Consider the following 22,379-nt stretch of genomic DNA (forward strand, 5'->3'; position numbering starts at 1 on the left):
CCGTCAGAAGTTGAAGTAGAGGAAGATACCGGGGTCGGGCAGTTTCGCCAGGGCGAGAGCGCCGATGAAGCCCAGGAAGACGCCGGTGAAAACCCAGGACAGCCGCCACTGGAGCGGTCGTAGGGGCGCGCCCTCCGCCTCCTCAGCTCCGGCGATGGCCACGGGATATCGCGCCATCTCCAAAGCGTTAGGTAGAGCGATCGAACCGATGAGGGCGACGATCACGCCAACCCAAGCGGCCAATGACGGAGGCGCCGCGGACGCGGCGTGGGCCGCCTGAGGCCAGGGGACCATGGCGCCAAGAATCGCAAGCGCGCCGTGGAAGGTGGCGGCGCGAAACAGCACCCAGGCCAGCACGACGGCGATAAAGGTGACACACCAACCGAGGCAGCGTGCGATCACGCCCTCTAAGACGCCAAAGGCGTTCCGCCAGCCGTGGTTGACGATCAGATAGGCTCCGTGCAGCCCACCCCAAATGATGAAGGTCCAACCCGCGCCATGCCATAGACCGCCCAACAACATGGTGAGGAAAAGATTGAGGTAGCGGCGAGCCGGCCCCTTCCGGTTCCCTCCAAATGGAATGTAGAGGTACTGCCGCAGAAAACGGGATAGCGTGATATGCCACCGCCGCCAAAACTCGATTATGCTGGTGGATTTGTACGGCGAGGCGAAATTTACGGGTAGACGGATGCCAAACAGTAATCCCAAGCCGATGGCCATATCGGAATAGCCAGAAAAATCGTAGTATAGCTGCAAGGTATAGGCCAACGCGCCCAGCCATGCTTGGGAGAAGCTTAGGTGAACTCCATGTTCCGCAGCTGCGAATATGGGGTTTGCGACAAGCGCGAAGGTGTCGGCTACGACGACCTTTTTAGCCAACCCCAGGATCAAAACTGCGGCGCCGGTCGAGAAAAACGCAGGTGAAAGCTTACCACGCCCGGCATTTTTAAATTGCGGAAGCATCTCCTTGTGGTGCGTGATGGGCCCCGCAATCAAGTGGGGGAAAAACATGACAAAAAGGCTGTAGTCCAGGAGGCTGTCGGCGGCCTTCTTTTCTTTATATACTTCCACAAGATAGGCGATTTGCTGGAAAGTGAAGAAGCTTATGGCCAGCGGAAGGAGTATATGTCTCGCGTTCCAATCCAAGCCGGCAATCGCACTGACAGTGCTCGTGAAAAAATTTGCGTATTTATAGTATCCGAGAAGACCGAGATTTCCAATAAGTCCGATGATTAAATAGATTCTCGATTGGCGCGGCTTCTTTTCGATAAGCAGACTAATGGCGTAATTTGCGCCGATCGATATCAGCATCAATGGAACATAGCTGATTTTCCACCAGCCGTAGAAAACCAGCGAGGCCGCGACGAGCCAAGATTTGGCTAGAACGGCTTTATCGTTCAGTCGCAGCACGTGATAGATAATAAGAACCGGCGGTAGAAAGCCGAAAAGGAACTCAAGCGAGCCAAACAGCATTAAAAATCGCCCTTTCCTCGCGGCGCACTGGATCGATCATGCGAATTCGAGCCGCTGTCGGCGGGCCTTAATCAATGTTCCCGAAAGGACTTCCACAGGGATTCAGTCAGCGGATCCAAAAGGTATTGCAGGGCTGAGCGCTTCTTAAGTGGTATCACGATCTGGGTCTGGAGGCCGGGCTTGAGATGCTCGTTGGCCCCCCGAACTTTTTGGATGGCGGCGAGTTCTCCGGCGGGCACCACGATTTCGGCCGTGTAGTAGGACGCGCCGGTTTTTTCATCGGTGAAGCTATCGGCGGAAATCCGACTCACAACTCCATTCAAGATCGGCATCGCCCGCTCATGGAAGGCCTGAATTTTCACCTCGGTGCGTTGGCCTTGGTGAATGTCGTCCGCGTCGTTTGGCATAATTTGGGCGTTGATAACAAGGGGCGCTTGGTCGGGCACGATATCGAGCAGCTTCTGACCAGGTGCGACCACGCCGCCGATAGTGAAAACCGACAGCCCAACGACGGTCCCGCTGACTGGCGCGCGCACCTCTGTATGGGCGACCTGATCGCGAGCCGCCTGGAGCTTGGGCTGCAATTCGCTCAGCTGGTAGTCGACGTCGCGAAGCTGATTGGTGACCTCTTCGCCGCGTTGACGTTCTCCGGCGGCGATTTGCAGCGACGCCTCGCCAATCTGCTGGTTGACCCCGGCTAGGGTCGCCGCGCTCTGTCCGTTCGTCCCCTCGAGCTCGGCTGCGGTTCTCTGCAAGGCGCGAACGGTGTTGATCGAGGCGAAGCCGCGCGCGGCGAGGGCCTGAGTGCCGGAGAGCTGGTCTTGGACCAGCTTTAGCTGACGCGCGTTAGCGGCGATCTGCGCCTGGTAGCCGACCGTCTGCGCGCTAAATTCCGCCTGTCGCTGCCGAAGAACCGCACGCGTCGAGGCCATGCTGGCGCCATGGGCGCGATGCTGGGCCAGTTGAAGGGTTTCGGCGCGATCGGCGTCGAGCTTGTCGTCCCCGGTCAAGGTCGCGAAGGAGGCGGGCCATACGATCGGTCGCTGCAACGCCTCGGCCTGCAGACGGGCGTCCTGCGCTTGGAGAGAAATGACCTGGGAGGACAGGGTGCGTTCTGTGGCGCGCACCTCGTCTCCGGAAAGCCGTAGGAGGATATCGCCGGCCCTGACGTGCTGGCCTTCCTTGACGTTGATGACGGCGACCGATCCCCCATCCTTGTATTGTACGGTCTGGCGATGCCCGGCCACCGCGACCTCGCCTTGCGCAATGGCCGCTGCATCGAGCGGCGTAAGCGCCGCCCAGCCGAGGAACACGACAAAGAAAGCGACGGCGACCCCTAACCCTGCCCGGATTTCGCCGCCCGGATCGTCTTTGACATCGCCGAGCGCAGCGGAGGCGGCGTCGACGTGGGGATCAAACGATATCTCAGTCATCGTCTCACAGCCTCAGGGCGTTAGGGCCGGCTGGTCACGCCGGACGACGGGAGTGGGGGGCTGGGGAGCAAGGTCGTTCATGACCTGCTCTCTTGGCCCAAACGCGGCTACTTGTCCGCCCCTGATGATCATCAGCTTGTCTACGCCGCCTAGGATTCCGGCGCGGTGAGCCACGACGAACACCGTCACGCCTTTGGCTTTCAGCCGCGCAAGGGTTTGTCCGAGCAACATCTCGCCCTCTGCATCCATATGCGAATTCGGCTCGTCGAGGATCACCACTCGCGGCTCATCAAAGAGCGCACGAGCCAGTGCGATGCGTTGCAACTGGCCAGCGGACAGCCCGCGCCCAGCCGCCCCCAGCATGGTCTCGTAGCCTTCCGGCAGCCGCAGGATCATCTGGTGAGCGCCACAACTTTCGGCGGCCGCGACCACCATGGCGTCCAGCGCGTCCTGGTCGGTCTCAAGATATCCGCGGAAACGGGCGATGTTTTCGCGCACGGTGCCCTGAAACAGGTTCGAGTCCTGGGGAAGAAAGCCGATGTGGCGGCCGAGCTGCTCCTGATCCCAATCGCTCATGTCCGCCCCGTCGATCCGTACGTGGCCGCGATCTGGCGACTGGGCGCCGGCGAGCACACGCATCAGGGTGGACTTGCCTGCGCCGCTGGGGCCCACTACGCCGACGATCTCGCCAGGCAGGACGATGAAGCTGGCGCCTGAGAGGATCGGGGCGGTCCGGGCTGCATCGAGCACAGTGACCTGCTCGACCTCCAAAAGCGCCCGCGGCGTCGGCAGGCGGGTCTTGCGTCCCAGCGCGCCGACCCGATCAAGAAGGATGTCGAGCGCTTTGTACGCCCCCCGGGCGCTGACAATTCCCTTCCAAGCCCCCAGCACCTGTTCGATCGGACTTAGCGCACGGCCGATCAGCAAGGAGGCGGCGAAGATCGCGCCCCCCGAGAGCTGACGCTCCACTGCGAGATAGGCGCCGACGCCGAGGGCCAAAGATTGAAGCGCCAGCCGAAAAAATCGAGTGGCGGCCATGTATCCTCCAGCGGCGAAGCTAGCCTCGGCCTGAAGGGAGATGCTCGTGAAGCGATCGTCTAAATGACGTTGGGTGATCGCTTCGCGCATACCCAGAGCCCGCACGACGTCGGAGGCGGCGACGGACTGTTCGTGGGAGAAGTAGGCCCGAGACGCCGCATCATTGGCGGTCTGCAGGCGCGCCTTGGTGGCCCGCTCGTTTAACAGCGTCAGCCCGATCACGATTACAGATCCCGCGATGGCGAGACACCCGAGCACCCAATGCAACATGAAGCAGACCAGGATATAGACGGGCGTCCAGGGCGCATCGAACAGGGCGATGATCCCCGCACCGGTAAGCGTGGCGCGCAGGGTGTCGAAATCGCGCAGAGCGCGAGACGACCGCTCTCCCCCCTCGACCGACCTGAGGGTCGCACGAATGACCGGCGCGGCCAGCACATGGTCCAGCTTGGCGCTCGCGCGCACGAGCAGCCGCGACCGAACGAGGTCGAGCAGGGTGAGGGTGGCGAGCGAAAACAGCAGAATCACCGTCAAGAAGGCGAGCGTCGCCACGCCTCGCGTCGGTATGACTCGGTCATACACCTGCAGCATGTAGAGCGTCGGCGCCAGATAGAGTATATTTAGCAGCGCGCTAAATAATCCGGCAAATACCAAGTGCGATCTACAGGCTCGTAATGCGCCCTTCAGAGACAATGCGATCGGCGCGCGCCGATCCGCCACAGATATTGCCGCCATGAACGCCACTCGCTATCTCGAGAGCCGATTGGAAATGCGAACGCGATGCTGGGGTTCGGCAAGGCCGACCGCTTCGGCGAGACAAGGTGTCGCTTTGCTCGATGAAACCGCGACGATCACCTTGGAGCCTCCACAGCGTTAACCGTTCGACCATGCGCGAAACCGGTTAAGGCGGCGTGTAGGCGGCTGTCGGCCGCCAAGGCGTTCAGTCAGTAAAGCTGCAGGTCGCGAATTCCCACGAGCCGAGCGATCACGCCGGCGTGGAGTGCGCCACGCACCAGGGCCTTACGCCAACGGGTTGGCGCGGCGACGCCAAGGGCGGCGTCAACTCCGCAGTAGGCCGCCTTCGATGCGGCCGAGACAATTTGGCTTAGCCGGCCGCCGCCACGAGTGGAAAGGATATGGCCATGGCTCTGGCCCGCCCGGAACGATCGCTGCAGCAGCCAGCCCAACCTTAGACGCGATGCGGAGGTCGGCTCAGACACCCACGCGTTCGGGCTGAAGGCGAGCGTGGCCCCGTGACTGAAAAGCTGGTGAAAAAACCAGGTGTCCTCGCCGCCGCTGCGGCCGAACTGGGGGTCGAATTGCAGGGCGCCAATCGTCTTGCGTCGCATCATCACGTTGCAGGTATAGCCCGTAGCGATCTTGCCGTCTGAGCGCACAACCGGCTGGACCGAGTGCAGATCGGCCTGGGTCGCCCAGGCCGGCGCGTCTTGGGGGTAGGCGGCTCTGACCGGCCCGAACACGACATCGGCCTGCGCCTCGGACAGAGTGGCCCAAAGGGCGGCCAGCCATCCTGCGTCCGCGGTTTCATCGTCGTCCAGGAACGCTACAAAGCCGGCCGATCCTGCTGCAAGACATGCGTTGCGAGCGATGGAGATGTTTCGGGCCGGGGCGTGAACGTAGTGGATCGATATTCCCAGCTCAGCGCCGACGCGCCGCACCAGCCCCTCCGCTGTCGGCGCGTCGTCATTGTCGGCCACGGTTATGTCGAAGCTCGGTGCGCCGAGCTGGGCGGCGATGGAGCGGAGCGATTGTTCGAGGGACGGTCGACGGAATGTGCAGACGCAGACGTTGACGTCGATCTCGCGGCTGGGCGGGGCGACCAAATCGCGCGCACTGGAGGGACTTAGATCAAACGGACTTGACATTGGCGCTCTGAACCGTTCTCACGCGAGGGTGGTAGACTGGGTGCTCATCCGTTGACTGACCTCAGTATCATCATCGCTGCATGGAATGCGGAAGATAGCATCCAGAAGGCTATCCACAGCGCGCTCGCCCAGCAAGGCCTCGATGTCGAAGTCCTTGTCGCCGACGACGCCTCCACAGACGGGACCGCGGCCGCCGTCCAGGCCATAGACGATCCTCGTCTGATCTACGTGCGTCTACCGACCAACGGTGGGCCTGCAGCCGCACGCAACGCAGCCCTGGACCTGGCCAAGGGCGAGTGGGTGGCGATCTTGGACGCCGACGACACAATGGATGAAGGGCGCATGAGCGTCCTGGTTCGCCTCGGAGAGTTGCACAGCGCCGACATCGTCGCCGACAACCTATGGGTCGACCATGCAGGGTCGAAGCGCCTCCATATTGAAGAAGACCTCGATGAGAGCTGCGAAACCCTCACCCTGCATAATTTCCTGAAGGAAAGCTATCTTTTCGCAAAAAACAAAGGTTACGGGTATCTCAAGCCGGCGTTTCGCCGTGAGTACCTGACACGGAATAAGATTCGTTACGACGAGCGACTCCGCATCGCGGAGGATTTCAATCTTGTTATTGAGGCATTGGCGACGGGAGCTAGATACCTGCGGCGCCGTTCGGCTGGCTACATTTATTCAAAGCATGCTAGCTCGATCTCCCATCGCCTTAAGCTTGCGGATGTTCAAGCAATGATCGACGCGGATGAGCGATTCATTGTTGAATACGGAAAGACGCTGACGTCGGTGGAGCGTCAAGTCATGCGACGCCATCTCGCAAGCCTGAAAGACGGGGCCGCTTTCATCACGATGGTGAGCGACATGAAGGCCCGCAGATGGCTGCGACTTCCTATAACCGCGGCGAGCCGCCCGAGCGCGATACGTCTACTCGCTATTCCCATCTTGGACCGCCTACGCCGGCCGATGATGGCTCCGCCGCCGGTCAGCCAAGCGGCGCTCTAGAAGTTCTCATCCTTACAGCCAAGGTTGTGGGCCGCATCCATCGCCCGCGACAGACCACTCAGCTTGAAGGACCTGGCGGAACGGGTCGGCGAGGGCCGGATGTCGATGCGCTCAGCCTTGACCAAGCTCTCCAACGGCAACGCCACCACGTTCCAAGATCGAAAGTCGATCTCGCCTAGGCTTGCATGGAACCTTGCTGAGGCGGCTTCGTCGTCCACGGTCCGAACGCTCATGGCGCTGCCGGAGTCGAGGCGAAATTCGGCCGCGGCCGTGTCGCCGAATCGGCCAAGCCGAAAGACTATGACGCCCGGGCGATAAGCCATTCCCGGCGCGCCAAGCCTGCAGGTCAGCTTGCCGTTAAAGCCGTCGATCCGGGTCTGGACGATCCATTGTTCGACCTTGAGGCTGTGTAGGGGCGGAGTGCTGTGAAGGCTCAATACGGCCAGACCGATCGCTGTGACTAAGATCATCGTTGTTTCCTGGTCTGACGCGTTCCGCAGCGCCGCGCCCCACGGCCTGAGTGAACATCCCCGTCGGGCAATCATACCCGCACGACCCGATCCGCTATTCGTGGGCCGACCATGGGATCATTGCGTATCCCTGCACGCCTTGCCAGACCGAAGTCTAAGCGCGCGTGTGAAAATGCGCTTTGAGTGGGCCCTGGAACGCCGCTTACTCGGGATCTCGGATCAAGACCACCCCACAGTGGGGGAGGGCGCGCCAGACAACTCGCGCCGCGATCCGTTCCCCAGAGCTAAGCTCCAACTCGAATGCGTCCGGTACGGCGTCTTCTCGCCTCAGCAATAGGCCTGCGCCGCCTGAACTGATGTCTACGACAACGCAGTCCAGCGAGCCATGGGGCGACCATATCCGCGCGCTCGCCCTTGACCGCTTACGCGGGAAGCTGCGCCTTTCCCGGCCAGAATTCAGCACATCATCGCTCGCTGGGGCCGGGAAGTCTTATCCGCCCGATCCGCAAATCTCGATCTCCACCGAGCGCCATGGGCCGGCGGCGCGGTCACTGACCACCCCGGACTATTCACCTTCACCCGCGTTGTATATTCGGCGGCAGATCTCCGAAGACAACGCCCAACCCACCTCCACCGGATATTGGAACTTGGCGTCGCACAGCGCCCACAGCAGCGCCCGTCGTTTGGGCCAGCCGACGTCGTCGGCGGCGGGGGTGAGAAGCATCGAAAGCAGGCCGCGATCGGAAATAGCATCTAGGACGACGCGCGGCGTCTTTGGAAACTGGACACAGATCCCGAACATGAGCGCAGCGGCTCTCAACCCGAGGTGAAGGGTGCTCGACAGCCGTTGTTCGATCGCCGCGACGAAGAGGCCTTGCAATTCCAGTGGGCTCAGGGCGAGCAGCTGAGCGGCGATGTCGGCGGCGTAGCCGCCTGCGGGTTCTCGATGCACCAGCGCCTTGGCGACACTGACACAGGCGAGGAGTATGGCGTTTATTTTCGAAAGGATCGGGACCTCGATTTCGCCCAACCGCACAAGATGAGGTTCAGTCAAGAAGAGCGCTGGCCGACGCGGAGTCGGACAGCCGGGCTGCTGAGTGCGATGGTGCAGATCGACCGTGGCGAGCGAGACATTGTCGGTCAGCAAGTGTTGCTCGCCCAGGAAGATGCGCCACCAGGGCGATGCGCACGGCTCTGGGAGCTCGTAGCCTGCGCCTAGGACGCAGTTTCGGGCCGAGACGAAGACCTCGTTCGACACGAGAACGTCGACATCCGACGAGGGCTTGGCGAAGAAGTCGCCGTACGCCAGTTGCTGAGCGAGCGGGCCTTTAATTACGACAAAGGGAATCGAAGCCGCACTGAGCATCGGCGCCAGCGTGCGAATCGTCAGCAGGTTTCTTGAATTGAATTGAAGCGCGAGGGTTCGGCTCTCCGCTACGATTGTCTTCAGCCGGTCGGGGAGCGTCATGTCGCGCGCCAAGCCGCGCGCCATCAAAACGGCCAACCGGTTATGCCGGAGCAGATCGCCCAGCGCCTCCTGGCCATGGGTGTCGACCACCGCCAAGTCAACGCGCGCAGGCGTCTTGAGCAGCGCCGCCCTCACGAGTTCAAGGGCGAGGCTTATCCCAGGGTCCAGGTCTAATACCGCAGCGCCCGACGGCGCGGTTACAACCAGCGGGCGCGCAATGCGGCGCTGCGGCGACAGCGAAGCTGAGATGGCGATGTCTGATGTCGAGCTCAGCTGATTCTCCCCTTACCTCCAGAAACGCTGCACCGCTTACGATCCGAACGCGTCTGAAACCTTCAAGATCCATGCCAGCGCGCAGCGCGCGCCCGTCGCGCTCCCCCTTGCCCCATTTTGGCGAGGTCTAGGTCCAGTCAACCCCGCGTCGACAACGTTTAAGCTGACCTGGCGTTTAGCTTGCCTCGTCGCCGGAGGTCAGCAGGGTCGGGAAACGACTGACCGGAATAGCTGAAATGACCGGGACCGGCATGCTAGCCGTCGAGACCTTTAAAGTAACAAATCCGACCTAATGATTGCTGAGGCCTCCCTAATTCTTTCGAGGTCATCCGCTAAACGCAGTCGACGGACGGACCCTGATGAAGAAAGTCCGGCGAACGCCTTTAGCTGGCGGGTGGCTTCAGCGGGGCCTCGGGGACGGGTGGGGAAGCGGCTCATGTAGGAGAAGCGCATGAGCGATTTCAATGCGTCCGCCGGCGCCATAGGGGCCACGGCAGGTTCGCCTCCGCGATCCAGGACAAAAAAACGGCCTGGATGGGCCGTTTCATTGGAAAAGCCCGCTGTCAGCCGACGAAGCTGCTTTGGAAAATCGGGAACCGGATCCTCCAGCGCAACACTGTTTTGAACGCGAAAGCTGGCGGGCAGGGCGCGATCGACCTTCATCTGGGGAAAGCCGGGGACGACGACTGGACTCTGTGGATGAGAGACGTCGATTGCAACGATATCGTCAGCGATTAGACGGTGGCCCATCGCAACGAGAGCGGCCGCCGTTGTGGATTTGCCCGCCCCCTTGTCGCCCATGAAGACCACCGCTTGGTCGCCAAACCCGACGGCGCTGGCATGCAAAACAACCAAGCCCCGCAGGTGAAGGAGAAGAGCAAGTACAGGACCGATCAGCGGTAGGCGCAGTAGGCTATCTTCAACCCCCGCCTCGCGCATGACGTCGATACGGTTGACGCCATAGATCGTGAACGCGCCCACTGTCGGCCACGCAAGATGCTGCACGTCCTCACCGAATGTGAATTGCGTGCCCGCCTCGGCATCTAAGGATGCAAATCCCTCTAGGACAGAGATGGTAAGATCTGCCGAGTTCTCGCCGGTGTAGATTTCGAATTCGGGCATGGGGAGCTCGGACGCGACGACCATACCATAGGCGAAATAACGGGCTAACGGCGTCACTTGATCGCTCATATGCAATTCGACCTTGATAGAAGTTACAAACGACCAGTGACGTCGGCCTGCGCGATCACCTAAGCCACGGAAGGCGCCGCCTGCATCGACGATTCAGCCGAACGAAATGTCTCGTTGCGCCGCCATAGGGCTATGGCGGCAGTGCGCCACACCATTTGTACGTCTCCCCCGTCGGCCTTCACCCCTGCTTTTCGAACGCGATCATAGGCGCCGCGCGCTACTTCTAGGTTAATCCAGCCGCTCATTTCTTCGCTGTCTTCTAAGATCAAAAGATCCAGCAATGACTGATTGTACGTGATCAGCCCGTTGACGATGTGGGGTCCGAAATCGAACTTGTCGCGCCGCCAGCGGATCGCTTCAGGCAAGACCCCGGCCAACCCCATACGCATGACGTAGCGCCCCCAACCGCGCCGAAGCTTTTCGTCCGAAGGCAGGGCAAGGCAAAATTCCACTAACCGCTTGTCCCAGAACGGATAGCGGCACTCCACGCCGGCCCGCGCCGCAACCACGTCCAGAACTTCGAAGGCATAGGCGTTCAGGTTGGATGTCATCAACGCGAGATGCCGCTCGCCTTCAGACATCATCATGTCGGGCTCAAGCGACGCCCACCGCCGCCACCGTGTGGCACTGTCGGTCGCCGAGGCAAGGCGGCCGGCGGCCAAGACAGGTGCGGGGCGGGGAGTTCCAACGTCGGACGAGCTGTTGGATGATTTCAAGCGCCTCTTGATCCGGCGAGCCACGTCGCCGACGCGACTGTAGCGCTTGAAATAGTTCCAAACGACCAGGGTCGCGTTGCCGCCGTAGGTCGCGGCCAAGCCGTTCACTTCCATCCAGAGCCGCAACCACTTGGAAGCGATCGCAAGCTCCACCAGGCGGCCATAGCCGAACGACACGACCTCGTCGCCGCCGTGCCCATCCAATAAGACGTTCACGCCCTGCATCGCTGCGGCGTGGTGGATGCGCCGGTTGATCATCAAACTGGGCGCGAAGAACGGGCATCCCTGTTCACCGAGAACCTGTTCAAACCCATCGAATGGATCGTGATGATCCGATGGGACGAATACAGGTGTTATCGCGCCGCCATCCAGAGCCGCCTCGATGAACGGTCGTTCATTCCACTGAGGCGTTTCGTCAAAGACAGCTGAGAAGGTGATCAGGGGGGGGCTATGGGACTGGCTCAGACATTCAGCCGCCACCCTGGCGATGGAGGAGGAATCCAGCCCACCGCTCAACATCGCTCCAAGCTTTTTGGAAGCCGGAAGGCGACAGGCGACACTCTGGGTGAAAAGCCGCCGAAACTCCGCATAGGGCGCAGCCGGGGTCTCGGGGGCGGCGAGCTTTAATCCCCAATATCGCCGTAATGACACGCCATCCGGCGCCACCGTCAAACAATGCGCCGGGGCTAGACGTTTGATGGTTTTATATAGGGTCGATTCCTGGTCGCACGCCGCGCCGGTGATGAAGTCGGCCAGCCAAGCTTCGTCCACTGCACTGGCGGCGCCGACGACGCGCGCGAGTGCGGCCACTTCAGAGGAAAACAGAAACTCGGTTTCTGTTACGGTGTAATAAAACGGTTTAACGCCGAAATGGTCGCGCGCGCAGAACAGCGTCCCTTTACGCTCGTCCCAGACGGCGAACGCGAAATCGCCGAGCAGATAGTCGGTGCAACCCTCGCTCCAAGTCTGATACGCAGCAAGAATAAGCTCGGCGTCGGACATCGCCAGCTCGTCGACGTCGAGTCGCTGCGAGAGCTCCGCTCGATTGTCTAGTCGCACGTCCGCCGTCAGCACGAGCTCGGATTTTACGAGCGGTTGGGGAGCCGAGCGATGCCCAGGAAGTGTGGCCAACAGGTGATGGCCAAGCTCAGCCCGGCCCGAAGTCCAGCGGCCGGTTCCGTCAGGCCCCCGGTGGCTCAAGGCGGACTGAAGCCGAGCCATCGCGGCCGAGGCGTCGCCGCTTCGACTAAGGTCAATCCGACCAAAGACGCCACTCACGTCGATCGCGGCGCCAGATCCGCGAGTTGGGAAAAGCGGGCGAGGTCGCTGGGCGTGCCGCCAAGGATGACCACATCACCGCTGATGAGCCACGCATGGGCCGAAAACTCGCCTGATGCGCCGCGGGCCGCGCCGATGCGCATCTCCGTGCGGTAGCCTCGGCAGGCGAGCAGATACTGTCCGGCTAGAGCCTGGGTCAGGCAGGTGGCGCGAGGCACCAAACGCGCGGCAGCGGAGACTCCCCAGTGAACGCGCCGCATCTTCCAGGCGGGAGGAGCCGCGCTCGCACGGGCGGGCATTAGCTTGCGAATGTGGCGATACGGCGCGAGAAACAGCGCCATGCGGAAGGCTGCGACGGTGAGTAGGCAACCCGTCAGAAAAACGGCGTCACCGACGCTAGGGATGCGAAGCTTACGAGGCGGGTGCATCCTCGATCCTCAACAAATTGGCGTCGGCCAACTTCTCCAGCCAAGCGGTGACATCGCTGGCGCATTGCGGACGGCTCACAGCGTAGTGCTGATGGACCTTGTCGATGAGATCGTGCGTGGTGCAGGGCGTTGCGAGCGCAGCCCACATAAAGGCCCCAGCCTCGTTCAAGCTGAAGTAGGTGCTGGAACGCAGATCCAGTAACGCCGCGCCGTCCGCCAACTCGCAGGAGACGACCTCCGGATCAGCCGTGATCAGGCCGGAGAGTTGGCTGCCGCCGTCGATATCAACCTTGCTCAAACCGAAGCCTCATCGTCCCGATAGTTCGAAAAACGCAAAAAGCGGCGCAGGACTTATGTCCCGCGCCGCGATCTATCCAACGGCAAAGCGACCCTTAGGAGAAGATCGCCGGCTTGCCGCCGGTGAAGGGCACGGGTTGGCCGGCGGCGAAATTGCCGTCGAACTTCGTGCCGTTGACGCCAGCTTGAGTGATGGCTTCGAAGGTGCCGACCTTCTCGAAGGACGGAGCTTGGTAAGCGCTACGGATGTCTTGCATTTGAGCCTCCACGTGGGTTCACGTCTCCGGTTAAGAGAGCGTTAAGCCTCTGTGTCGGAGATGCTGCTCCGAGTCAAGTGTTGTGGCCTCGGATCTATAGTTTTTCACTCTACACGGGAATATTAAATATTAAGTGTTGGGATGCTATAGAGAATGCGGATCGAATGGTCGCACCCAAGCGTTCGGTCGGACCTTCGGGCTAGGTTACAGCAAACCGGCGCCCCGACCGACTCGGCGGTAGCTTGGGCCGAAGAGAGGGCGTTGTCGCCGGCAGCCCTGAACATGGGTTCGCAAGGCGGCTAGTCACAATACCGACGCCCGCGAAGGGACGTTTTCAAGCATGGGCAAGGCGATATGCGTCTCGGACTGACAAATAGCCGTTTGGAGGGATCGGGAGCGCTGCTGTTAGCGAGTTACGTTGTCCGCCTCGCGGGCCGCAAAGTTACCTATGCCCTGCTGTTTTTGTTGCTAGGGAGCCTTACGGAAGGGGCGTCGGTCCTGCTTCTGATCCCAATGCTGCAGCTGGCCGCGCCCCATCAACATACCGTCGCGGTTGGAGTGAGCCTTCTCGGCAACATTGCGCCCCGGTTGGCCGTGGGAAAGGCAGGCTTGGTCCCCGTCCTGGTCGCTTTTATCCTGCTTACCTTTGGTCAGGTATTTTTCTCGCGATTTCGCACAATATACACGGCGGACTTGCTGTATGGCGTGGTAAATCATATGCGCGTGTCTTTGTTCGAGAGCATAACTCGCGCAAAGTGGACGTACCTACTCAACACCCGCTCGTCCGATTTAAACCACGCCCTCACCGCCGATATCGACCGTGTTCAGATGGCTGTCGGGCAAATCCTCGCGTTCGTCCAGGCCCTGGTCATTCTATTAGTCTATACGTTGGTGTGTCTGCTCATCTCGCCAGGCATGACCGTGTTTGCGGCGGTCGTCGGGGGAGTCGGATTGGTGGCGCTTCGCCCGATCCGCAACCGTGCGGCCAGTTATGGGGCGACCCTGACAGGGCAGCGACAGGAGCAGTATCGAATCGTATCGGAGTTCCTATCTGGGATGAAGATCGCGAGAAGCTTCAACGCCGAGTCCCGCTACGTGCATCGGCTGGACGCGACCCTGACCGGAATGCGCAAAGACGCATTACGTTTCATCCGCATATCGACGACCGGCAACATTGTTTTCCAGGTCACAAGCGCAATCGGTGCCGCGGCGTTCATCTTTATCGCCACGCGGGTGTTCGAGTTGCCGCTCGCAAAAATTGTCGTGCTGATCTTCCTGTTCATGCGCATATCGCCCCGCTTCAACTCGCTCCAGTCCAGCATGCAGGACGCGATGTCCAACGCGGGAGCCTTCCAAGCGATGCACGCCCTGCAGCTGAGCTGCGACGCTCAGCGAGAAGAGGCGCCGAGCGGCGCTGGGCGGGAGCGACGTTTGGTTGGGGCGGTCCGTTTCGACAATGTCTCCTTCCATTACAGCTCTGGCGACGGGACCAGCGTTGGGACCTTGGCCAAGGTTTCTTTTATGATCCCAGCCAGCTGCATCACCGCGCTGATCGGACCGTCGGGAAGCGGTAAGAGCACGATCGCAGACTTGGTGCTTGGACTTTTGCAGCCGACAGGAGGCACGATCTGGACCGACACCCGCAGGCTGGGTCCGGCCAACCGTGAAGCCTGGCGAGATCAGGTCGCTTATGTTCCCCAGGATGTCTTCCTCTTGCATGACACCATCGCCGAAAATCTCAGGCTCGCCGTTCCAGACGCGACGCCGGCGATGATGTGGGAGGCGCTTGAGGCCGCCCAGGCGGCTTCGATCGTGCGACGCCTAGACGGAGAGCTTGAGGCTGTGGTCGGCGATCGCGGCATTCGGCTTTCCGGTGGAGAGCGTCAACGGATCGCGCTCGCTCGGGGCCTTCTGCGCAAGCCGGAGCTGCTCATCCTCGACGAAGCGACGAGCGCTTTGGATTGGGAGAGCCAAACCCTCATCGCGCGGTCAATCGAGAGCCTACGCGGCTCGATGACCGTGATTACGATCGCCCACCGTGCGTCTATGATCGCCATGGCGGACTGGGTGGTGTCGATCGACGATGGGAAAGTTGTCGAAACGGGACCCTACAATCAATTGCGCGACACGCCCGGGAGCTATTTGAGCCGCCTCATTGCCGGCGAGCACGACATAGGAAGCGCTCCGGGCGCTGGGGACTTGGAGGACGATGGGCAGTTGAGCACCTCCGGGGGGTGATCTTTGCCTGACGTCTGGCAAAGGCAAACCAAGAGCCAACGAGCCGCCTGATCTCCCCCGGCGTCCATCTGGGCTATCGTGACGGCAGGACGCCGAAGCGCCGCTCCATCGCGCGGATTTGGACATCATTGGCGTTGTCGACGACGTTTTTGGAGTGAAGGCTCTCCTTCTGCGACCGCGGCCAATTCAAAATTCGAAATGGCTCGGCCGTCGTCCTGTAGCGTGCGTCGGCCAATCGCCCCATGAAGTACAACCAAACGTCATCTGCGCTGGGACAAAGGCTGAGGAAGGTTTCTTCGTCCATAACCTCGCGGGCCAGGCTGTTAGGCGGGTACATCACCCCCCCGACCCCCGTGGGAAAGAGGATTTGGGAGCCCTCCGCACACGAGACGTTCCAGCGCCATTTAGCGTAGGGCGACATGGCTCCGCTTAGCTCGAAGGCAGGCATATGGCCGCGGTGACAGGCGATGTGGGGATTTATTGGATCGACAGCGTCCACCAAGGTCGAGAGCCAATTGGGCGGATAGTACACGTCGTCGTCGGCGGTCACGATATAGGCGCTTGGGAATGCGGCTAAGGCAGGGATGATCTTCTTGTAGCTGCGCAAATCAGCTGTCGCCTTAATCTCGAGGTTCCAACTCTCGAGGCGTCGAACCTCCTTCGGCAGCGCGTCCATATCCTGATTGGCGATCCACAGAACCACGTGGTCCGGCTGAACCGTCTGCAGCAGCAACGACCTCAAAGTAAGGTCCAACGTCGCGAACCGAGGCGGATACGAGGTAAGTGAGACCACCAGCTGACCATCCGGGAACCTAGCGGTCTCGGATTTCTGTGAGGCTCGGGACACAGCGATCGCCGCCGCCCGCGCGCGCACCCCGTTCGATAGCCGATAGGCGGCCTCGCGAGCCCAGGTGGAATTGCTCATCCTATTCCCCAGCTCTGTGAAGCCATCGCAACGCGCGCGACACCGCTTCCGATATGGTCAGGGCTCGGATGCGAGGGGTCTTGCCACCGCTCGCAGCGAGCCGCTGCATGGCCGAAATCAGCTATCGATCGCAGGTCGCTCTTGGGCGCTTAGTTGACGTAATAGTTGCGAACGGCACCGTAATAGTAAGCGCTATCGCCGTAGCCAGATCGCCTTTGCTCGCGCAAATTCACCTGGGTGAGGGCGACCCCGGCGATACGCGCGCCGGCGTTGTGAAGCGCGGTTAGAGCATTCTCGACAGCTTGGCTGGGCGTGCGGCTCCACTGCACAACGAACAGAACTGCGTCCGCCCGCGCCGACAGCACGCGCGCGTCAGCCACGGCCAAGGTTGGCGGCGTGTCCAAAATCACATGGTCGAAGCTCTGGGTCAGCTGGGCTAGAAGCTGCGCCATTTCGCGAGTGCTGAATAGATCCTTCTGCCCGACCGGAGCGCTCGACGCGGGAAGGACCCACCCTCCGCTCGCTTCGTCATGCACCAGAGCATCCTTCAGGCTCGCCTTGCCTTCGAGAACCTCGACGATTCCGACCTCCGTCCGTCCGGTAAATTGCGTCGCGCCGCGGCGGCGCAGGTCGCAGTCGATCAGAACGGTTTTGGCCCCCGCCAAGGCCATCGTGCGCATCAGGCAGAACGAAGTGACGCTCTTGCCCTCGGCGGGCAGCGAGGAGGTGACAGCGATCACCTTCGGTGCCGCTGAGCTGTCGCTCGACAACAGCAGGAAGGCGCGCAGGTTTCGGAAACTTTCTGCAAAGCTCGAGAGCGGGCGAGCGATCAGATAGTCCTGAGGCTCCATCTTGCGCTCCTTGCCCTTGAGCCGGCCCGTCGACGCCGGCGTCGGCAGCCCCCCCGCATAGGGCAAGCCCAGCTTCTCGGTCACATCGGTGCCGGTCCTGATCGCTGAGTCCAAGATCTCCAGCATAGCGACGGCGATGACGCCGCACATCGCGCCGAAAACCGCGCCGAAAACGATCGCCAATTTGATTTTCGGAGACGACGGAGTGGTCGGAACGGTTGCGGGGGAGAACAGCCGCGCCGTCGGCTGCTGAATGCCCTGTTCAGCTGCGGTCTCCTTCGACCGGTTCAGAAAGGCTTCGTAGATGGCGCGATTGGCGTCGGCCTTGCGCTGCAGTTCGTTGAGCTCCACCTGCGCTTGCGTGTTGGACGCTAACGACCCCTTGGCGCCGCCTTGGCTTTGAGTGAGCGAAGCAAGGCGTTGCTCGGCGACGGCGACCTGGGCGCGCAGGTTGGAGCGAATGCTCTGCGTTTCGATCTCGATATTATGTTGAACGGCGCGAAGGCGGTTGTTCGCCTTTTGCACATCGGGATGCATCGGGCCGTATCGCGTGCTCAGTTCGGCCAGATTGCGGTTTGCGTCGGCTTCCTGGGCGCGAAGATTGCGGATGACGTCGGATTCCTCAACCGCGGTGACGTCGCTTCCTCCACCGCCCGTGCTCAATTGCGCCACGGCGGTGCTTTCGGCGGCCTTCTTTTCGGCCACATCGGCGCGCGCCTGAGCGATCTCCTGGCTTAATGTAGAGACCTCCTGCTCAGCCAACGTCGCGCCTTCCGCGCTTAGGAGGCCGTGGGCCACTTTGTACTGCTGGACCTGCGCGTCAGCCGCCTGCAGATCGTTCTGGAGCTTGGTCAGCCGCTCGGTAAGCCATTGATTGGCGGTGCGGGTCGCATCGAATTTCGTGCTCAACTGAGTGTCGATGAAGGCTTGGCCATAGCTATTGGCGATCCTCGCGGCCTTGGCGGGATCGGTCGACGAAGCGACGATCGTGATCACGTAGGTCAATCCGGCGCGCTGCACCCGGACCGCCGATTGCAACGTGCTGACCACCCGCTCCTTAATCAAAGGGGAAATCGTGGCCGGCGTAGGCAGCACGGCTGGAAGTCTCATGATCTTTTTATTATGCGGATCTCGAACGAGAATCGCCGAGTCGAACTCGGGATCCGCATACAGGTTCAGTTTGTCGGCCACATAAGCCGCGATCGACGGTGAGTTAAGCACCTCAACCTCGGTGTCGACGACCGAGGAATCTGGGGGAAGCGCTTCGCTAACGTCCTGATCCTTAATGATCTGCTGGACGGCAGGCTGCACCTCCAGGCTCGCCATCGCCGAGTAAACTCGAGTGGCGCGCGAGGACATGTAGGTCGTCAATGCGACCACGGCGAGGGCGACGGCGAGGAACACCTTCCAGTGCCGCAGGAAAGCCGAGACCACACGACGCGGGTCGAAGGGCAGCAGGTCTCCGCCGCCGTGCTGAGCGGCCGCGTGGTGCGAGCGTTGTTGGGAAAGGCCGCTAGTCTCAACCATCTTAGTCCTCACAGACTTGCAGGGTGCGTCGAGGAAAATTCATCTTTGCAGAACTATCGCGAAGGCGAGCGTATCGATATTGAAATCCGTTCCGCGCGCCGCCCCTGTCGTAATCAACTTCAGCAGTGTATAAGTCAGATCGAAATTGACTGATCGGTTCATCTTGTAGACTACCCCCGCGGTCGCGCCGATGCGACGATCCAGGCGGTCTAAGGATCCAAACGTATCGTATTCCATACTCCCGCTCGCAGTCAGAATGACATTTCTAAGCAGCTCGTGATCGACTTTTAGCGTCGCGCTGTTGGCCAAGTAGGCTGGGGTCAGTATCAGGCCGCTATTGTCGACGTCACGAGAGAGCTTCAGGCTTACAGTTGTCAGTTCCGTAGGGAAGTACTGAAGGTTGCCGTGCACGGTCGGTCCGGACATATCCGGGGTGACCCGATCGACGAAATGTTGATCTAGATATCCGACCTCGATCTTTCCCCTTACAAGCCGGGTGAGATCGAAGCTCGCCCCGCCAAGGAGTTCGTATCCCGAGCTTCCTGGATCGTAAGGCGCGACCGGCGGCTTGATATCATAATCCCGATCGTTTCCGGTCAGGGCGACGTATACAGAGGTGTTTGGGCTTAACGCATAGTCAGCTTGGCCGCGAAGCTTCAGCTCGAGCACGTTTCGCTGATTCTCTTCCAGAGTTGCGCCGGTAAACGTCGTTGAATTTGTGTAATCGTAATGATCAAACGAACCGTCGAGAGTGGCTCGGAATCGGCTAAAATCTCTATAGCCGTTCAGGTCCCCGGCGATGACGCTGTATTGCACTGGGGTGCGCGCCGAAGTCGGAGCCGTTTCGTCAGAGCGGGGCTCCACGTCTTGTTGGTAATCCAAATTGCCGCTAACTTTACTGGCGTGATCCAAGTCGAGACGTCCAAACCCTTGGAGCTCGTAGCTGGTCGTGCTTTCTTCGCTGAAGCTTAGATATTGCTGCCGATCTATCTTCGCTTTTAGCAAGACAAGGTTTCGCGACCAGTTTGACTGTGCTGTAACTTGAAGTTGTTCGTCGACGATCCCCGCAGCGCTGTTCCCATTCGCAGTTGCGAAAATATTATCGTCATCGGTGATGGTCGAGGTCAACTTTGGAAAGACCAAGAAACTTCCGACTTGAAGGCCGAGAGGATCATACTCCGGCTGCGGGCGGTCGGTGACGGCGATATTGCGATCGCGTCGGAAAATATCCTGATCTTGCGCATGGGCGGTCTTGGCGGCGCACAAGGCGAGCAGCGCCACATTTATCGCCAGGAGGCAGCCTTGGCGATTAACAAAATTTCCCGTCAGCATCGGCCGCGAAAACCTGCGCGGCGGCGCAAGCGCTCGCGCGACGACCGCGAGGCCTGTCGCTTCGCGACATCTGAAGCCGCCCCGTCTCACCCGATGGCGATAGCTTGCCAATAGTCCCCCTTGCCGTGCCCCCCTGCGAATTGCAGCGCTGCGCTCGGACGTCCTGTTCATGCCGTGCTGGGTCTGCGATCCGATCAGAAGAACCGCTCCGTGATTCGAATGGTGTCGCCGGGTGCGACAAGCGTACCGGTCGTCAGCTTGTATCGGTGCTCGGCCGACTCATTGGCATGTTTGATGAAGACGTTTTTCATGTTCGCCCGATAGGTGAAGCCCGAAGCCGTGGCCGCAGCGTTGAGAACGGTGAGGCCCGCTGTGTAAGGGTACTCGCCGGGCTTGTTGACTTCTCCGAGTATGTAATATGGGCGATAGGTCAGGACTTCGATGCTGACCCGAGGATCGCGGAGATAGCCTGCGGCCAGCTTATTGGTCAATTGCACCTGCAGCTGCGAAACCGTCTGTCCGCCTGCTTTCAAGACGCCGATCAGTGGAAAGGAGAGATCGCCGTCGCTGGCGATGGAGAACTCCCCGGTCAGGGTGTCTTCTCCGTAGACGATAATCCGCACCTTATCGCCCGCCCCGAGTGTGTAGTTCGGCGTCGCAACCGCCTCGGCCGCAGGAGGCTCAGCACTTGCGGCGCCGGTGTAGGCGACGCTACTTACGCTCAACAGGCAAAGCGTTGCGGCAATGGACAAGGCCCAGTTTTTCATTTCGTAGCGACTCGCAAATTGGCATGACAGCATACGTTAGCGCGACTTAATGCATCGTTCCGAAGCGCTCCCCGCCCCCCTGGCCGTTGCGCAGCAAACCCTAGCCCGAATGACCGCCTCGAGCCAGGGGCGGCTAAGCGTTACGCATGTTCACCGGAACGAGGACGGTTTATGGCTCGACCTATGGCGAAGGGGTGTGCAGGGCGGTCGCCGGACGCAGGGCGGCGGATGGCCTGCGAACGCTTTGCGAGCGCGAGCGCGCGGCGACGGCGAGGTTTCTAACCTTCCCAAACGCGGTGGCCCCCGCCACGAAAAATAACATCGATCCTGTATCGAATTGAACCATCAGGAGCGATTCCGTTGGAGCTCGGATGAGGACATAGAGCAAAAATGTCAGCCAAAAGGCGGTGTAAGGACGCGGCCTCATAAAGAGTTGCCGCAGCAGTCCGACGAGGGCCGCCATAATGGCCAAGACGAGCAAACACTCGCCGGACCAACCGAGGTTGACCAACATTTCTATGAAGCTGTTGTGGAAATTAAAGCCCATGCGGCTTTTGATATAGAGGGCGCGCCATAATCCCTCGGCTTCGATGGACCCCTGGCGCCAAAAAGCCCCGTAGCCGTGACCTAGAAGGGGCCGGGCGGCGATATAGTCGTGAGCCCGCCGCCACAGATAGGTTCGTCCGGTGAGCGTAGCGTCCTTGTGAAGGACATTGGCCGCGAAGCCCTGAATTGCAGCCGGAAGCGTTTTGGCGACGAATGCGATAGGCGCCAGGGCGACGGCCAAGCCCGCGACGAGGAAGACGCGGTATTCAAGGCGAACCCTGGAAAGAGTTGCGAGAGCGAAAAGTATGCCCGCCGAGGCCACCGCGGCGACGACTGCGCCAGCGGAGCGTGCGAGAAAAAGCGTCGCGACAGCCAGTGGGATGCCGCATAGCCCCATAAGGCGCATGCGCCGCGACTGTTGGGCGTCGACGCTAACGGCGATCGAACTCAAGACTAAGAGGCAGGCCACGCTGGCAACGGCGTTCTTTGATCTGACAATGCCGATCAGGGCGTTGTCGCCAGCGTGCCGCGCGCCCGCTAAGACGCAGGCGGTCATGAACAAAAAGCTCGCCGCCATAAGCGCAGAAACGGCCTTGCGTTGGTCGACGAAGCCCCCGATCAAACACCCGAGGAGCGCAGTAATCATCAACTCCGTGGCGAGTTTGGCCGTCTGCCCAGGCGCATCGGACCAGCAAGTGGAAGCGATCGCATAGAGCGGGACCAGGAGAAGCGGCCAGCAGCGAAAAATGGTCTGCGCGCTCACCTTCGGCGCGGCGACGACGCGCCAGACGAGGCAGCCGAGCAGGCCCAATCCGGTTAGGGTCTGTAACTGGTAGCTATAGAGCATGCAATTGAAGGCGAAAAAGCAAAACCACCATTCGAAAAAGGGGACCACGATCCGGCGATCGCTCGGACTACGAGCATAGGAGTTCGGTGATGGCGCAGGGTTTGGCGTCATTGCGGAGGTGCCCCGGATCTCA

The 22,379-nt window shown here is 60.8% G+C and carries 19 protein-coding genes; 2 read left to right on the top strand and 17 right to left on the bottom strand.

The window, feature by feature from the left end:
• Window positions 1-3 precede the first annotated feature (3 nt).
• The 4 genes from GSQ87_RS06710 to GSQ87_RS06725 all read right to left on the bottom strand — a co-directional run bounded on the left by GSQ87_RS06710 (window position 4) and on the right by GSQ87_RS06725 (window position 5,788).
• The gene (locus GSQ87_RS06710; protein WP_158914564.1) at window positions 4-1,473 is read right to left on the bottom strand and encodes an MBOAT family protein; all 1,470 of its coding nucleotides are present in this window, start codon (window positions 1,471-1,473) and stop codon (window positions 4-6) included.
• A gap of 71 nt (window positions 1,474-1,544) precedes the next feature.
• The gene (locus tag GSQ87_RS06715; protein WP_158914566.1) at window positions 1,545-2,906 is read right to left on the bottom strand and encodes an HlyD family type I secretion periplasmic adaptor subunit; all 1,362 of its coding nucleotides are present in this window, start codon (window positions 2,904-2,906) and stop codon (window positions 1,545-1,547) included.
• A 12-nt stretch (window positions 2,907-2,918) separates the two neighbouring features.
• Complete coding sequence (locus GSQ87_RS06720) at window positions 2,919-4,679, bottom strand: type I secretion system permease/ATPase (protein WP_158914668.1); 1,761 nt, start codon at window positions 4,677-4,679, stop codon at window positions 2,919-2,921.
• Between the two features lie 209 nt (window positions 4,680-4,888).
• A complete protein-coding gene (locus GSQ87_RS06725) occupies window positions 4,889-5,788 on the bottom strand; it encodes a glycosyltransferase (RefSeq protein ID WP_254062795.1) in 900 nt (299 codons plus the stop codon).
• Window positions 5,789-5,881: 93 nt separating this feature from the next.
• On the opposite strand from GSQ87_RS06725, the gene GSQ87_RS06730 reads away from it, so the two are divergent.
• Window positions 5,882-6,835, top strand: a complete 954-nt coding sequence (locus GSQ87_RS06730; protein ID WP_158914570.1) for a glycosyltransferase family 2 protein — start codon at window positions 5,882-5,884, stop codon at window positions 6,833-6,835.
• Here the strand turns inward: GSQ87_RS06730 and GSQ87_RS06735 are convergent.
• The 8 genes from GSQ87_RS06735 to GSQ87_RS06770 all read right to left on the bottom strand — a co-directional run bounded on the left by GSQ87_RS06735 (window position 6,832) and on the right by GSQ87_RS06770 (window position 13,213).
• Entirely contained in the window at window positions 6,832-7,305 is a 474-nt protein-coding gene (locus GSQ87_RS06735) for a hypothetical protein (protein ID WP_158914572.1), read from the bottom strand. The genes GSQ87_RS06730 and GSQ87_RS06735 overlap by 4 nt on opposite strands.
• A gap of 202 nt (window positions 7,306-7,507) precedes the next feature.
• Window positions 7,508-7,768, bottom strand: a complete 261-nt coding sequence (locus tag GSQ87_RS23070) for a PilZ domain-containing protein (protein ID WP_158914575.1) — start codon at window positions 7,766-7,768, stop codon at window positions 7,508-7,510.
• Window positions 7,769-7,870: 102 nt separating this feature from the next.
• Window positions 7,871-8,863 carry a nucleotidyltransferase family protein gene (locus GSQ87_RS06745; RefSeq protein WP_254062796.1) on the bottom strand — a complete coding sequence of 331 codons (993 nt, stop codon included), beginning with the start codon at window positions 8,861-8,863 and terminating at the stop codon, window positions 7,871-7,873.
• Between the two features lie 453 nt (window positions 8,864-9,316).
• On the bottom strand, window positions 9,317-10,237 hold the full coding sequence (locus GSQ87_RS06750) for a serine kinase (protein ID WP_158914579.1): 921 nt from the start codon (window positions 10,235-10,237) through the stop codon (window positions 9,317-9,319).
• 59 nt (window positions 10,238-10,296) lie between these two features.
• Complete coding sequence (gene asnB, locus GSQ87_RS06755) at window positions 10,297-12,231, bottom strand: asparagine synthase (glutamine-hydrolyzing) (RefSeq protein WP_158914581.1); 1,935 nt, start codon at window positions 12,229-12,231, stop codon at window positions 10,297-10,299.
• Window positions 12,228-12,659 carry a lasso peptide biosynthesis B2 protein gene (locus GSQ87_RS06760; protein WP_256375874.1) on the bottom strand — a complete coding sequence of 144 codons (432 nt, stop codon included), beginning with the start codon at window positions 12,657-12,659 and terminating at the stop codon, window positions 12,228-12,230. The genes asnB and GSQ87_RS06760 overlap by 4 nt, the downstream gene beginning before the upstream one ends.
• Window positions 12,643-12,957 carry a PqqD family protein gene (locus tag GSQ87_RS06765; protein WP_158914593.1) on the bottom strand — a complete coding sequence of 105 codons (315 nt, stop codon included), beginning with the start codon at window positions 12,955-12,957 and terminating at the stop codon, window positions 12,643-12,645. Before GSQ87_RS06765 ends, GSQ87_RS06760 begins: the two co-directional genes overlap by 17 nt.
• A 94-nt stretch (window positions 12,958-13,051) precedes the next feature.
• Window positions 13,052-13,213, bottom strand: coding sequence for a lasso RiPP family leader peptide-containing protein (locus GSQ87_RS06770; protein WP_158914595.1), 162 nt, complete (start codon window positions 13,211-13,213; stop codon window positions 13,052-13,054).
• Window positions 13,214-13,567: 354 nt separating this feature from the next.
• Here GSQ87_RS06770 and GSQ87_RS06775 point away from each other — a divergent pair, with 354 nt between their 5' ends.
• Window positions 13,568-15,451, top strand: a complete 1,884-nt coding sequence (locus tag GSQ87_RS06775) for an ABC transporter ATP-binding protein (protein WP_158914597.1) — start codon at window positions 13,568-13,570, stop codon at window positions 15,449-15,451.
• A gap of 73 nt (window positions 15,452-15,524) precedes the next feature.
• On the opposite strand, the gene GSQ87_RS06780 is transcribed toward GSQ87_RS06775, so the two are convergent.
• The 5 genes from GSQ87_RS06780 to GSQ87_RS06800 form a co-directional block, all read right to left on the bottom strand.
• Window positions 15,525-16,376 carry a glycosyltransferase family 2 protein gene (locus GSQ87_RS06780; RefSeq protein WP_158914599.1) on the bottom strand — a complete coding sequence of 284 codons (852 nt, stop codon included), beginning with the start codon at window positions 16,374-16,376 and terminating at the stop codon, window positions 15,525-15,527.
• Window positions 16,377-16,525: 149 nt separating this feature from the next.
• Window positions 16,526-18,754 (bottom strand): polysaccharide biosynthesis tyrosine autokinase, encoded by a 2,229-nt coding sequence (locus GSQ87_RS06785; RefSeq protein ID WP_158914601.1) that lies wholly within the window; start codon window positions 18,752-18,754, stop codon window positions 16,526-16,528.
• Window positions 18,755-18,793: 39 nt separating this feature from the next.
• Window positions 18,794-20,035: an outer membrane beta-barrel protein gene (locus GSQ87_RS06790; protein WP_158914603.1), complete on the bottom strand. Its 1,242-nt coding sequence runs from the start codon at window positions 20,033-20,035 to the stop codon at window positions 18,794-18,796.
• A gap of 245 nt (window positions 20,036-20,280) precedes the next feature.
• Window positions 20,281-20,853 carry a polysaccharide biosynthesis/export family protein gene (locus GSQ87_RS06795; RefSeq protein ID WP_158914605.1) on the bottom strand — a complete coding sequence of 191 codons (573 nt, stop codon included), beginning with the start codon at window positions 20,851-20,853 and terminating at the stop codon, window positions 20,281-20,283.
• Window positions 20,854-21,034: 181 nt separating this feature from the next.
• Entirely contained in the window at window positions 21,035-22,294 is a 1,260-nt protein-coding gene (locus GSQ87_RS06800) for an O-antigen ligase (protein ID WP_158914607.1), read from the bottom strand.
• Window positions 22,295-22,379: the final 85 nt, after the last annotated feature.

The organism is Caulobacter sp. S45 (assembly GCF_009765965.1).
In the GTDB taxonomy this organism is placed as follows: domain Bacteria; phylum Pseudomonadota; class Alphaproteobacteria; order Caulobacterales; family Caulobacteraceae; genus CAHJWH01.

Coding starts and splice junctions, on each gene's coding strand:
- GSQ87_RS06710 (WP_158914564.1), bottom strand. CDS start 1,473: ATGCTGTTTGGCTCGCTTGAGTTCCTTTTCGGCTTTCTACCGCCGGTT.
- GSQ87_RS06715 (WP_158914566.1), bottom strand. CDS start 2,906: ATGACTGAGATATCGTTTGATCCCCACGTCGACGCCGCCTCCGCTGCG.
- GSQ87_RS06720 (WP_158914668.1), bottom strand. CDS start 4,679: ATGGCGGCAATATCTGTGGCGGATCGGCGCGCGCCGATCGCATTGTCT.
- GSQ87_RS06735 (WP_158914572.1), bottom strand. CDS start 7,305: ATGATCTTAGTCACAGCGATCGGTCTGGCCGTATTGAGCCTTCACAGC.
- GSQ87_RS06750 (WP_158914579.1), bottom strand. CDS start 10,237: ATGAGCGATCAAGTGACGCCGTTAGCCCGTTATTTCGCCTATGGTATG.
- GSQ87_RS06760 (WP_256375874.1), bottom strand. CDS start 12,659: ATGCACCCGCCTCGTAAGCTTCGCATCCCTAGCGTCGGTGACGCCGTT.
- GSQ87_RS06770 (WP_158914595.1), bottom strand. CDS start 13,213: ATGCAAGACATCCGTAGCGCTTACCAAGCTCCGTCCTTCGAGAAGGTC.
- GSQ87_RS06775 (WP_158914597.1), top strand. CDS start 13,568: ATGCGTCTCGGACTGACAAATAGCCGTTTGGAGGGATCGGGAGCGCTG.
- GSQ87_RS06780 (WP_158914599.1), bottom strand. CDS start 16,376: ATGAGCAATTCCACCTGGGCTCGCGAGGCCGCCTATCGGCTATCGAAC.
- GSQ87_RS06785 (WP_158914601.1), bottom strand. CDS start 18,754: ATGGTTGAGACTAGCGGCCTTTCCCAACAACGCTCGCACCACGCGGCC.
- GSQ87_RS06795 (WP_158914605.1), bottom strand. CDS start 20,853: ATGAAAAACTGGGCCTTGTCCATTGCCGCAACGCTTTGCCTGTTGAGC.